This window comes from Funiculus sociatus GB2-C1 (assembly GCF_039962115.1).
Lineage (GTDB): Bacteria > Cyanobacteriota > Cyanobacteriia > Cyanobacteriales > FACHB-T130 > Funiculus > Funiculus sociatus.
On sequence record NZ_JAMPKJ010000064.1, the window covers coordinates 1 to 13,239 of the forward strand.

A 13,239-nucleotide genomic window follows, 5' to 3' on the forward strand; every position below is an offset into this window, starting at 1 on the left:
ATCGTTGAAGATTTAATGAGATTAAATCGCAATAAATTAGAGCATTATTTACGAGGGATGAGGGCTATGAAGCTCATTGTATCAACGTTTTAGCTTTCATGTCGCCCCCTCAGCAATCATATAGGAGCTATTTGGTATTTTATTCATGAATATAACGCCAGTTTATCTATAGAATGAAAAACTGGCGTTATCATTACTATGCAGGACTACCAAAATAGGAAGAATACGACGTAAGAGAGTTTCAACTCTATCGTAATGCAAGCACTAGAGCAAAGATATAGAATTTAAAAAGATGAAACGCCAGAGTAATTCGTAGAGTGTCATGCTGCAAGAATACGAAATAGCCGATTTGTGGTTGAATGACTTAAAAAACAAGGAAGTAGCCGATGTTATAAAGCGCTTCATTGCTGACTTATATTTTAGTTTGAACCTTGAAAATCTCTCAGATTGTATTGAAATTCGCGAGGACAATTCAATCAACCTTATTTTAGGGATTTTTAACTTGTCTAACGTTGAGCCTTTTGAAGAACTAGAGACGGAGCGTGGAGAAATAATCTTTTTACATTCTCCTGAAATAGAGGTTTATATATCTAATGTTCTAGAAAGGGATCTAGAACAGAGATTTCAACAAGCAGGACTAGATTATATTGTGGTTTCCAATGCTTCCGTTGAGGAAGAATGGGGTGAATCAGTTTGCTGGGGGTTAAGTCTATCGATTTACTCAAGACAAGGTTATGAGGAGGAAGAAATTGAAAGGGCTAGGAAAGCTGAGCAAAAAGCTTTAGCATGACAAGCAGTTTTAAAAGCGAAAGGAAGGCGTTCTCGCAAACGCACTTTAGATAATCTGGTTGTTTCGAGCGTGGTTTATCAAACTAAATTCTTTAAGATTAAACAGCTTCTTTACAAGCTGGAAGTGGAATGTTTGGTAGTATTCCTTCAATCTAAAGGATGGCAGTCAATCGCTCGAAAATTGGTTTCAGCTGGCGGTCAGAAAAACCAGAAGCGTTGGTACTTTGAGTCCTTAGCCGAAGCGCAAGCTTTTGTTGAAAACTTTGATAAGTAAAAAGAATTTGCGATAAAAAAGCCTCTGGCGTTGAAACCAAGGGTGGATAAGATTGCTTGATAGCGCATCTCTGCATTTAATTTTAGTTTAAACCTTTGACTCACTCAATCATCGTCCTTGCAAAATCTAATAACTGGTCTGCATTCCATTCATCTATCTCTACTGACAGATTTTCAATCGTTGCAACGTGCGAACTATCGAGCAGTGCGCCAGAGAAATTAAGGCGATTTCTTCTATGAGGGATTGCGATTCGGTCATCTAGGTTTGAATTTGCCAGCATGGATAAACAAAGGTAATCGCGCTTACTTAAGGTGGGGGTAATTTATTTATTGCTCGTCGCACTCAACCTTACCCAAATTCCAAGCACAGCACCTAATGTTTAAACGTTTTATATTTTCCAACTTTACAGATAATATGCCGCCATTGTCTGAAGCTTTCAAGCCATCAAATTGGGGCGGGTCTAGAAAATCTATTTCTACATGATCATACTAATTTATTCCGACATCCCGATTTCTTTTGGGAAAAAGTAGATAGAAGGCTCCAAATGCCAGTAGGCTTAGGGGCGACATCGGTTCGTGAACAGGAGTTGGAGGTGCGATGGATAACCGTGGAGGTCCAAGTTCGGAGTCTTCATCTCCATCAATTAATAAGCAATTACTAAGGAGTATTTCAAACAAAGAGCCGCCACAGATGGTATATCGGTCGCTAGTTGCTGTAGAAAGCCGAACCCCCAAAAAAGGATTGCCTGTTGCTAAAGTACTGATTACCAGATCGGTTATATCAATACTTACAATGTTTAGTGAACTACTGGCTTCAAAGGTTGTAAAAAAAGAGCCAGCAAAGAAATCATTGGGACTAACAATCCCATCCCCAGTAAATGTGAATACATCAAGAAAACCTAGAGAACCTTCCTCATCAATATTGCCCGCTTCGAGACGCAATTTTACTGAAGAAAATTCATTCAAAGCTAACTGGCTTATATTGTATTCAAATACACTTCTGTCTTCAGAATCAACTACTTTGTTTACAGCCAAAAAGTCAAGTAATAGAGGTTCCTCAAAGGGGAAAAAACGAAGTCCTCTTGCGTCAGAAGGGAAAATATCAAAGGCTTGAACGCTTGAGAGATTAGTTAAAGAGAAAACCCCTAAGCTCAGTGCAGCACTAGCGGCGGTAAATGCCACTTTTTGATAAATGTTGGTCATATCAGAACCCTGTAAACTCTTCTACCCTTGACTTTAGTTCTCATCCAGGCTTTTAATATGAAAAGTTGATGAAGCCAGTCCGAACTTATGTAATTAGCGTAAAGTTGGGATAGCGAAAGGTGAGACATATACAGTTAAAAGTACCTAATTCTCAAGGCATCTAACCACCGTTACAGCACAGATTGAAGCATTATTTTTATCCTAATTAGCTGGTAGGCTCGGTCGGTGTACTCCAATAATAGTTACAGCTCAAGCAATTCCATCTTTGCTTTTTATACTTCAACCCTTTGCTATGAACCTTTACTCCTCCACAAGCTGGGCATGACGGTTTAATTAGGTTGGACTGTTGAGATGATTTTGTTTCCAGCGCTAACTTTCAATTAGCTGAGGCATCTCGTTAAGTTCGTCATTCTGAGCTGCAATTATCTGTTGAGCCATATCTAGATGTTAATTACAAATTGATTAACGCTGGTATCCTGCTCAGATGCCGCCACCTTGACAGCCTTATATAAATCTTTATGCCTATCCAGCCGCAGGTTTAGCTGAATCCTCTCTTTACCATTGCTCATACTATTTTTCTTGTGCTAGACAGCAACTAGACAATAGCTACCACAGAGTCTAGCCAAATGTCTAGAAATGTTTAGCTTTTGTCTAGTTTAAATGCCTAGCTAATTACCTAGACACTCAGCATTGATTTAGCAAAAACAGAAATTCTGTTGAGTAAATTGTTTTAGTTAAAGACCTCTCTAGTTGGGACAAAACTAGCTTATGCCAAGCTGCGCCAAGTGGAGGTGAGTTCTTATCGCTCCCTTGTCTCCATCTGGCTATGTTGATTTTTTTTATCAATACTTTCGATAGGAGCTGAGAGAGGATTTTCCTGTAATCCCGAATATATAATTTTCCCGACCTGCCCGACAATTGGGGATAGCATTGATAGCGTTGCAGCGGCTCCGAAAATTTGTTCGTTTTTAGCTTCCAGATAAGGGGGTTTGAGTAGCAGTTGAGCATGAGCAACAGCTATACGTTACTTAACGTATCCCTCTTCTGTCACTCTCCGGGAAGGCAATCTCCACAAGCCTTATCAGTCAATCAATACAAGCTATCCTATTAGAAAAAGTTGGTGGCTGTATTTGTTGTTAGAAAAAAATCTGGCGATCGCTTAATATACAAAGGCTCTAGAGTTCAGAAATGGCAAATGTTTTCGGAGAGTGACAGAAGAGGGGTATAGCTGTTGCCACAAAGGTCAGGACATATCTAACGACTGAAACGACCACACACTAGTAATGAACCTTCTGCCTTTTGCTATATCTAGTCACGGGTACCAAATTGCTGTCTGTCGCACTGCCTCTGAGGAATTGAAGCAGCTAGGGGTGCGGGTTGAGGAGGGGATTGATATTACTTCTGATGCTTCGGTGGCAGATTGACGTGATCGCTGGGGTGATACTGCGATTGATGTTCTGATTAACAATGTGGGAATTTTGAAGCCGGTCACGCTGGAAGATTTTAATTTTGAGAGCATTTGGGAGCAGTTTGAGGTGAATGGTCTGGGTCTTTTACGAGTGAGTCAGGCGCTATTGCCATTTCTCAAAGTAGGCTCCAAGATGGTGTTGATGACGAGTCGGATGGAATCGATCGCAGACAATACCTCTGGCAGTTCCTATGGCTACCGGATGTCTAAAGTAGTGTTGTCGATGGCAAGCAAATCACAGGCTCATAACCTCAAATCGTGTGCGCTCGCGGCAGCTATGTTTGTCCACAAGCCAGGAATAAAAGTTTGAACTATCAAGAACAAAAACTTTACTCTCAGGAGTCAGACAAGAGAATTTGTACTCCTGTGGAATTAGCTGTAGCTACGCCACATCATCGCTATCTCAAAACTGTTTCAATCAAGGAAGAACTAACATGACTGGCGTTAAAACCTCTACTTCAAAGAAGCTGATTGTAACAATGGCGATCGCCATTGCCTCAATCGGAATGACGAGCTGTGTTAAATCAGAGAATTATGGCTCTAAGGAAGCTCAATCAAATACTGTTGATCAAGTTAAATCCAATGATTCGGGAAATTCACAAGATAATTTCGTAGCTAAGGCTGACGAAACTAAACAAACCTCACGCGAACAACCTGGCATTGGCACAGTTAAAAATATGGTAATGGGAGATTTGATGTGCTATGTCACGTTAGTAGATGAAAACGCAATCCAGCATGAGGTTGGTGCCGATTTTGAGATATGTGCAAGCCCAAATACTTTCTTAAATCAGAAAGTTCGCGTTTCTTATGAACTCGTTTCAATCAATGATTGCCAAAGTGCTGAACCCTGTGGCAAAACCCGAAAGGAATCCATCATTACAAAAATGGAAATCATTGAGCAGGGAAACCCTAACAACTAACTGACAAACTCTCAGTAATGATGAATGGGCAATCACCAGACAAAATGCTGCATTGAGGCAATCTGATGGCGACTTATCTGATTACAGGGGCAAATCGCGGTATTGGTTACGAATACTGCGGTCAGCTTCGACAACGGGGAGATACGGCGATCGCAGTCTGTCGCACTGCCGAGAGTGCAACATAACTGAAACTTGTGTTGAGCGAACGCATCCCATGAAACAATACTTGCTAGAAGAACTTTCCGAGCAAGTAATGAGCGATGAGTGACTCCCCAATAATGACTTCTACCCCAGAGTCGTCAGAGTTAGTACTGACTGTGCCACTACCCTTGACCCGACACCCGGCGCACGTCTATCTCACGTCTTTGGGGCAGGGGTCTCGTCCGACGATGCGGGGTTCTCTCAACGCGATCGCGTCAATGTTAACTGCTGGAGAGTGTGATGCGATGACGCTCGATTGGTCTAAGTTGCACTACCACCATACAGCAGCGGTCAGGGCTGTATTAATGGAGAAGTATAGTCCCGCCACGACCAACAAAATGCTCACGGCGTTGAAAAGAGTGTTGCAGGAGGCGCTCAAGTTGGAGTTAATTTCTGAAAAAAACTATAAGGGGGCGACTGACCTCCGACCGGTTCCCGGTAGCAAAGGTTTGAAAGGTCGTGCCTTGAGTCGGGACGAAATTGCGGCTCTTGTTAAGGTCTGCCAAAACGATGCCACTCCCACTGGGGTAAGGGACGCGGCGTTGATTGCCATCTTACGGGGTTCTGGAGTGCGTCGGAGGGAGTTAGTCAATTTGGATAAGAGTGATTTTGAAGAGTCAACGGGAGCGATTGAAGTTCGCGAGGGGAAGGGAGGGAAAGACCGGACAGTATATCTGTCTTCTCAGGCAATTCGGGTGGTGTTAAATTGGCTAGCGGTTCGGGGGGACCCTCCTGGACCACTATTGTGTCCGGTGAATAAAGGCAAGCGAGTCACCATCAGACGCCTTACCTCTCAGGCGGTGTTATTCATCTTGCAAAAGCGGGGAGAAGAGGCGGGTGTTGCATCTTTTAGTACGCACGATTTCAGGAGAACGTTTATCTCTGACTTATTGGATGCGGGTGTGGATTTGGTAACGGTTCAACGCCTCGCGGGACACTCCGACCCCAGTACCAGTTCTCGCTACGACCGAAGACCCGAAGCGGTGAAGCGTCAGGCGGTGGAACTTTTGGACTTGCCGGGGCTTTCTGAATAGTCAATTATGGTAAAATTGGAGACAAAGTTGTTGTCATGAGCAAGCTTAACGTATCGGCTCGCAGACTAAATGAAGTTTGTACGACTTTCGTGAAATTTTAGCGACCGAATTCGATATCACGAAATGAACTGGCTGATATCTGAATCGACCAATAAGCTGACCCCACCTACGGCGTATTCATTATACAGATTACCGTCCAAGGTCTGCGTACCACTCTCCTTCCAGCCCTGACCAAGAGAAACTACGACATCGCTAGTATTGCCGAGGATAGCTAACTGATTAGTATCTGAGAGGGCCAGTACATCCAGCTTGTTAAAGGCAAGGGCGTTGCTGCCAGAGTCATTGAGGTCAATTTGCTCAATGCCTGTAATGCGGTTGTTGGCGATCGCCTTTAGGTCGAAAAACATCCCACTACCATCGACGCGCAGGGTGTCAGTCCCGCTGCCGCCTTTGATGCGGTTGAAGTTGAGGTCACTAATTGCAATTACGTCATCCCCAGCACCCGCGTAGAGGATATCGCTGCCGCCATTGCCAATTAGGGTGTCATTGCCCTGACCCGCTACGATAACATCTGTCGCCGCAGTACCAGTAAGCAAGTCATCGCCTGTAGCCCCTTGGTTGGTAACAGCACCTGTAAAGTCACCACCATACACTACGTAAGACTGTCCAGAGTTGTCCTGGATGTTGCCGTTTGGGTCAGTAAAGGGAGTTCCAACCATCACATCGTCGAATCCATCACCGTTGACATCCCCCGCACCACTAACAGAATCACTGGAGAGATAGTCCTTTTCCAGAGCAAAACCCCCAATACCTGCCGCCACATCACTCAACTCCACGGCTGCGCTGTCAGTCTTGCCGAACACAACATAGGATTTGAACGTAGGAACTGGTTCAGGACTAGCGATCGCAGCAAGCACACCTATAGCCGTAATAGGATTGGTGCCAACAATCAAGTCGTCAAGTCCGTCGCCGTTAACATCCCCTGCACGGCTCACTGAACCGCCAGAAATACTCGATTGTCCCTCCCCGTTGAGGACAAAGCCACCGTTACCGGCTGCTACATCGCTCAGGTTTACAGCATTGTTATCGGTCTTACCAAACACCACGTAAGACTTACCAGAGCTATTGCCGTTTGAGTCAGCACCGTCAGCACCAACAATTAGGTCAGCCAAGCCATCCCCATTGACATCTCCAGCGCTGCTGACTGAAATACCAGCCTCGTCATAAGCTGCCTCACCGTTGAGGACAAAGCCACCCATACCGTTCGCCGCGTCACTCAAGGAAACTGCCGTGCCATCCGTCTTACCAAACACCACGTAGGACTTGCCAGAGGATTCTCCATTGGGGTCGGCAGCGCTAGCACCAACAATCAGGTCAGCAAGACCATCCCCATTGACATCCCCAGCATCACTGACAGGAAAACCAGCACCATCATCTTCCGCCTCACCGTTGATAGCAAAGCCGCCTGTTCCTGCTCTTACATCACTCAGCTCTACTGAACTATTATCCGCCTTGCCAAATACCACGTAAGACCCGCCAATAATCAAGTCAGCCAGACCATCACCATTGACATCCCCAGCACCACTGACGGAAAAACCAGCACCATAACCTTCCGCCTCACCGTTGATAGCAAAGCCACCGATGCCTATTGCTACGTCACTCAACTCGACCGCCGTGCTGTCAGCCTTGCCAAACACCACGTAAGATTTGCCCGAAGATTCTCCATTAGGGTCGGCTCCAAAAGCGCCAACAATCAAGTCATCTTTTCCATCACCGTTAACATCCCCAGCACCACTAACTGAAAAACCGGAGTTGTCACCTGCTGCTTCGCCGTTGATGGTAAAGCCGCCGATACCAGAAGTTACCTCACTCAGGTTGACTGCACTGCTGTCAGTCTTACCAAACACAACATAGGATTTGCCAGGATTCCCAGAAAAGAGACTACCACCACTGCCCACAATCAAGTCAGCCAGACCATCACCATTGACATCCCCTGCATTGCTAACTGACCAACCGGAATAGTCACCTGCTGCCTCACCGTTGATCACAAAGCCACTGGTGTTAGTATTCAAAGCGACATCGCTCAACTCCACTGTTGAGTTGACACTTAGACTAGCTGTTGCGGTGACGCTGCCATCGATACTATCATTCACGGTATAGTCAAATGTGGCGACTCCCACGAATCCCGGATCTGCCTGAAAGGTAACGACCCCATCGACTAGGGATACCGTACCGCCAACTGCATTGGACACTTCAGTCACCGTTAGCACATTGTCCGGGTTCCACTTCAAGAGTTCGGCTGCGGGAATAACTAGTGGCTTTCTGAGTAACACTGACCCCAGAATATCTTCATTAGCTACAGGTTCACTGGCGAGGAAGTCACCACCAAATACTACGTAAGACTTACCAGAACTACTCCCGTTCGGGTCAGCACCAGCAGCACCAACTATCAGGTCATCGAAGCCATCGTTATTAACATCGCCTGCACCACTAACTGAACGACCGGACTGATCATTTTCTGCTTCACCGTTGAGGGCAAAGCCGCCAATTCCTGCTGCCATGTTACTCAGTTCTACAGCTGTGCCGTCAGCTTTGCCAAAGACTACATAGGACTTGCCAGAGTAATTCCCGTTGGGATCGGCACCAGCAGCACCAACAATTAAGTCATCTTTTCCATCACCGTTGAGATCTCCTGCACTACTGACCGAAATACCACTACCATTACCTTGTGCCTCGCCATTGATAGCAAAGCCACCTGTACCTACTGCTACATCATTCAACTCTATGGCTGTACCGTCAGCCTTGCCAAAGACCACGTAGGACTTGCCAGATCCAGAGCCGTTGGGATATGCCGACCTAGACCCAACAATTAAGTCATCAAAGCCATCGCCATTAACATCTCCAGCACTGCTGACTGAAAAATCACTAAGAACAATGGGACGATAACCATCACCTTGTGCTTCACCATTGATGACAAAGCCGCCGCTACCTGCTGCTACGTCACTTAAGGTAACTGCCGTACCGTCAGCCTTACCAAACACAACGTAGGACTGACCAGAATTGCTGCCATCGGGCTGGGTCAAGCGATCGCCAATAATTAGGTCATCAAAACCATCACCATTGACATCCCCTGCACGGCTGACTGAACGACCGGAGCCGCTAATCACAAAACCGCCAGTGCCTGCTGCTACATCAGTTAAGGCAACTGTCGTGCCATCTGCCTTGCCAAACACGACGTAAGATTTCTGGACAGAGGAAGTACCAATAATCAAGTCATCGAATCCATCACCGTTGACATCTCCTGCATCGCTGACTGAAAAACCGGAGCGGTTATTTCGTGCTTCACCCTCGATCGCAAATCCGCCGATACCAGAGGCTACATCACCCAGGTTCAGAGCTGTGTTGTCTGCTTTGCCAAACACAACATAGGACTTACCGGAGCTTAACCCGTTCGGGTCGGCAGTAGGAGCGCCAATAATTAAGTCATCAAGTCCATCGCCATTGACATCTCCTGCACTGCTGACTGAAGTACCGGAACCATCTCCAGCTACCTCGCCGTTGATGGCAAAACCACCGATACCAGAAGCCACATCGCTCAGGGAAACTGTCGTGCCATCAGCTTTACCAAATACCACGTAAGACTTGCCAGAACCACTCCCGTTGGGGTCAGAACCGGACGCCCCAATAATTAAGTCATCGAATCCATCACCGTTGACATCTCCGGCATTGCTAACTGAAATACCGGAGCGATCGCCTGCTGCCTCACCATTGATGGCAAAACCCCGATTATCAGTATCTAAGGCAATATTGCTCAACTCCACCGCAGACAAACGAGGGACACCAAAGTAAGACTGATTGAGATCTAGCCCCGTTACACCTTGGACAATAGCAATTAGCTCATCCGGTTCATCCCCTGGCTTATCCAAGAAAATTGCCGTTCCATCTGGCAGTCCCTCTGGCACTGCTCCTAGGATGTAGTTGTTCTTAGACCAACCTAGTTGAATGACATCTACATTAGGATTAAAGTCTGTAATTAGAGCATAGTCACCAGTGCCATCGCTAGTGTCATTGCCGTCGTCATAGAACACCCTAGCAGGAGTACCCAAAACAAAGGTATCTGACCCAGTTCCCCCTGTTAGGATATCAATCTCTCCTGCTGTTGTTGAACTACTACCTTGGAGAATATCGTTTCCTTCGCTGCCGTTGAGGGTATCGTTACCAGCTAGTCCTAGGATGGTTTCGTTTTCGATTGTGCCTTCGAGGATATTGTTTTCTGGGTCGCCAAAAATTTGAACCATTTTCAATTCTCCTTTACTGTGTTTTGTTGGAGTTGTGCGAGCAACTTTATGTAAAAATAAAAGGCTGGGTTTCTCACTCCACTAGGGGAGTGAGTTGTGCAAAAGTTGAATTTGACCAGGGAAAAACGATATTGGTTGGCGGTAATTCGGGATTGTGGACGAAGGCAACTACAGCTTCCCAGTCGAACAAGACTTTCCCTGGTCAAAGCGATGCGAACTAGTTAATCCCCACCAACGGGAACAAATCGTGGTCAGGCCACTTTCCTGCAAGGGCATTGGCAATCTGGTTCAAGCGATGCGCCAGGTAATTCAATTTAATGTCGTATGGCGCTTCAAAATCTTTGTTGAGCGAGACTGCCATCGCGATTCCATCGTTGCGGCGTACCATATAGGCAACCGCACCGCTCATTCCACCATAGTGTCCATCCAGATTGTCCTTATGCGCCTGCACAGTGCTGTTCTTCAGCAAGACGTTATCTTTTCCAGAAAACAGAACGCTTAACATCTTGACGTAATCTGCTGGAGCCATCGACAGACCACCTGTGCCAGGTAACGTTTGGAAGTTACCACTGTATGGGAAAGGTACCATAGGCTGATCGGGAGTCTTAGCACTTCTTTTCACCCCAGGATTTGTGGAATGATAGCGCACTTCTAATGGGTTCATTTCAGACAATAGGCTACCCGTGACAACTGCACGCTTGACGCCGATTGGCTTGCTGATGTATTTCTGCACCGTTTGCTCGAAGTGCATCTGGTACTGTTGTTCGACAAGCAGCGTCAGCATCGTAAAGCCGGTATTGGAGTAAGAGAATTTTCCAATTAGGTTGTCATCCAGGTCAATCATCACCTGAACATTGACCACATCAGCTAACGATAATGGGTATTGTTTCTTTTGGTTCGCTGGCAACTTCTCGTTGATCTTCTTGAAAAGGGAGTCCCAATCACCACTACTGGGAGGTAACCCAGCTTTGTGTTCGAGCATCTGACGAATAGTCATTTGGGGTATCTTATTCCCCATCTCCGATACTGGCGTTGTCAGTTGGACGCGATCAATATACTTGTCGTCTAAGCCCAGAACACCCTTCTCTGCTAACTGCAAGACCAGAAGCTTCACAAACTGTTTTGAGTTACTGCCAACACGGAAGATATTCTCCGGTCGTGTAACTGGGTAACCTTGCTCTGCCCAAGTGAAGGCGCGGGCGTAAACCAGTTTATCGTCTTTGGCAATTGCCAGTGACCCGGCTCGCACGTTGTCATTCTGCATAAATTCCTGCATCGCCTCATCAAAAGCGTACAGCGACGGAATCGACTGCCCTGTAACCGTCAACTGGCGCGGACGTGCTTCGTGGCGTTGGGTAAAAATCGCGGCGAATTGTGTTTTCCCGTTCACCACTGCACCCTGCACGCAGAGTTGGTAAAAGTTGCCGTTTTTGACCAGCTTATCGGCTTCGGCTTGATACTCACTGCTGGTCAACCCGATCTTTGAAACAAACTTACCTAACTGATCGTCGCGGTAGACCTCGATATAGCGACCGTGTGGCGCGTGCGTGATGAAAGCAGGACGCATCCACTGCGCTACTTGGGCATCGAAGACTGCCTGGAAGTCGCCAGGTTCTAATAAGGAGGAATCTGTTTCATTGAAATTGAGTGCTAGTTTTTTATCAGCACGGTGGAAAACGACATCCCACGAGACGTTATCCTCATTGGAGTCCCAGATCGCAGCATAATACGGCTCATCAGCTGATCCGTAGACAGTTGCCCAGCGCAAGATATAGTTATTGCTTTTCGCCCAGCGATTCCAGTATGTAAACGTCGAGGTATCGTGAATTTTTTTATCTGGTCCATCTACTGGACCACTGACCAGACCGTGACGGGCAAAAGGCTTTGGTCCAGATGTCTCCTCAAAGACCGCTGCAAACACCGTATTTGACCCAGACCCAAGTGCACTGATAATAATGGGGTAGAAGCCTTTTTTCACCTGGTCGTTATAAAACTGCTGGTACTCTGCGCCGCTAGCTTTATAGATTGCTGTTTGCTTCGCAGCTTCTGGATTTTGAATCCAGACCGACGCATACAGTGGATCTTTGGGTTCGCCATAAACACTCAGCGAGATCATCCGAAAGCCTTTTTTAACCAGCGCGTCACCTTCTTTCGTGTGATTGCTCAAGTTCCGGTCATGCATCGCCGTAATGGGATACTGCGGGTTGTGATCCTTTGGGGGATTAATGCCTGGAGATTTCCATTCGCGGGTCAATTTCTCCTTCTTAAAGGTGTTGTAGCGCTCAGACTCAGCCACGTCCGGCAATTCGTCTGAGATCGGCAAGCCAAGTAGACCATTTTCACCGCCTTGCTTCTTCCACTGGTCTAAAATTTCCTTACGGACTTCATGTGCGCCAGTTGGTTTTGACCAGTAGATTGCACCATTCTGAAACTCACTGTAACGTCCTTGGCTAGGGGCAGAGGTCGGTTTTTCGCCAGTGATTGGATAGCCCAATGAACTCTTGACACCGCCCAATGCCAACCATTTTTTATAGATATCCCCATAGATTTCATGTGCGCCTGTCTGCGGAGTCCAGTAAATACCGAGCTCGTGACCTTCGCCAAACGTGTTGTAGCGTCCGATACCATCAGCAGCAATGCATTCGTCGGTGATAGGCAAGGAAATCACACTCTTATCCCAGCCTAATTCCAGAAACTTCTTACGGATGCTGCCATGAATCTCTTGTGCGCCCGTATCCTTAGACCAGTAGATAGACCCGCCTTCGTAATCGCGGTAACGACCGTTGCCATCAGCGGTATCTTTTTCGTTGCCAATTGGGTTGCCCAAAAAGCTCTTTGCTGCACCCAATTCTGCATATTTTACTTCGATTGTTGTTGCCATGGTATGTTTTTCTCCTTTGTTATTAGACTTAAAACAAGGGTCAAATGCGATCGCGGCTTCCTACGTGTTAGCTAGGCGTCGTTGACCAACTTGACTTCTTGCTTTAAGCAATGGCCCGTATCGGACTTCTCATCTCTACAAATCAATCAAAACTTGCACTTGACCGAAATCG

At 46.4% G+C, this 13,239-nt stretch carries 9 protein-coding genes and 2 pseudogenes; 7 read left to right on the plus strand and 4 right to left on the minus strand.

Annotation, left to right across the window (positions count from 1 at the left end; translation table 11 throughout):
- The first annotated feature begins 322 nt into the window (after positions 1 to 322).
- Both NDI42_RS22965 and NDI42_RS22970 read left to right on the plus strand, forming a co-directional pair.
- Entirely contained in the window at positions 323 to 790 is a 468-nt protein-coding gene (locus NDI42_RS22965; protein ID WP_190450674.1) for a hypothetical protein, read from the plus strand.
- A gap of 132 nt (positions 791 to 922) precedes the next feature.
- Positions 923 to 1,063, plus strand: a complete 141-nt coding sequence (locus tag NDI42_RS22970) for a hypothetical protein (RefSeq protein ID WP_348231577.1) — start codon at positions 923 to 925, stop codon at positions 1,061 to 1,063.
- 488 nt (positions 1,064 to 1,551) lie between these two features.
- Here NDI42_RS22970 and NDI42_RS22975 read toward each other — a convergent pair whose 3' ends face one another.
- A complete protein-coding gene (locus NDI42_RS22975; protein ID WP_190450675.1) occupies positions 1,552 to 2,265 on the minus strand; it encodes a hypothetical protein in 714 nt (237 codons plus the stop codon).
- 440 nt (positions 2,266 to 2,705) lie between these two features.
- Positions 2,706 to 2,834, minus strand: coding sequence for a toxin-antitoxin system HicB family antitoxin (locus NDI42_RS22980; protein WP_190450677.1), 129 nt, complete (start codon positions 2,832 to 2,834; stop codon positions 2,706 to 2,708).
- Positions 2,835 to 3,590: 756 nt separating this feature from the next.
- Between NDI42_RS22980 and NDI42_RS22985 the strand changes: the two are divergent.
- From NDI42_RS22985 to NDI42_RS23005, 5 genes and pseudogenes are all read left to right on the plus strand, one after another.
- A pseudogene (locus tag NDI42_RS22985) lies at positions 3,591 to 4,034 on the plus strand (SDR family oxidoreductase); the annotation flags it as partial.
- 5 nt (positions 4,035 to 4,039) lie between these two features.
- Positions 4,040 to 4,171: a hypothetical protein gene (locus NDI42_RS22990; protein WP_348231579.1), complete on the plus strand. Its 132-nt coding sequence runs from the start codon at positions 4,040 to 4,042 to the stop codon at positions 4,169 to 4,171.
- A complete protein-coding gene (locus tag NDI42_RS22995; RefSeq protein ID WP_190450680.1) occupies positions 4,168 to 4,653 on the plus strand; it encodes a hypothetical protein in 486 nt (161 codons plus the stop codon). The genes NDI42_RS22990 and NDI42_RS22995 overlap by 4 nt, the downstream gene beginning before the upstream one ends.
- Before the next feature lie 65 nt (positions 4,654 to 4,718).
- A pseudogene (locus NDI42_RS23000) lies at positions 4,719 to 4,823 on the plus strand (short-chain dehydrogenase); the annotation flags it as partial.
- Between the two features lie 90 nt (positions 4,824 to 4,913).
- Entirely contained in the window at positions 4,914 to 5,888 is a 975-nt protein-coding gene (locus NDI42_RS23005) for a tyrosine-type recombinase/integrase (protein WP_190450682.1), read from the plus strand.
- 116 nt (positions 5,889 to 6,004) lie between these two features.
- Here the strand turns inward: NDI42_RS23005 and NDI42_RS23010 are convergent, their stop codons facing one another.
- On the minus strand, positions 6,005 to 10,186 hold the full coding sequence (locus NDI42_RS23010; protein WP_190450684.1) for a beta strand repeat-containing protein: 4,182 nt from the start codon (positions 10,184 to 10,186) through the stop codon (positions 6,005 to 6,007).
- A 217-nt stretch (positions 10,187 to 10,403) separates the two neighbouring features.
- Positions 10,404 to 13,067, minus strand: coding sequence for a serine hydrolase (locus NDI42_RS23015; protein ID WP_190450686.1), 2,664 nt, complete (start codon positions 13,065 to 13,067; stop codon positions 10,404 to 10,406).
- Positions 13,068 to 13,239: the final 172 nt, after the last annotated feature.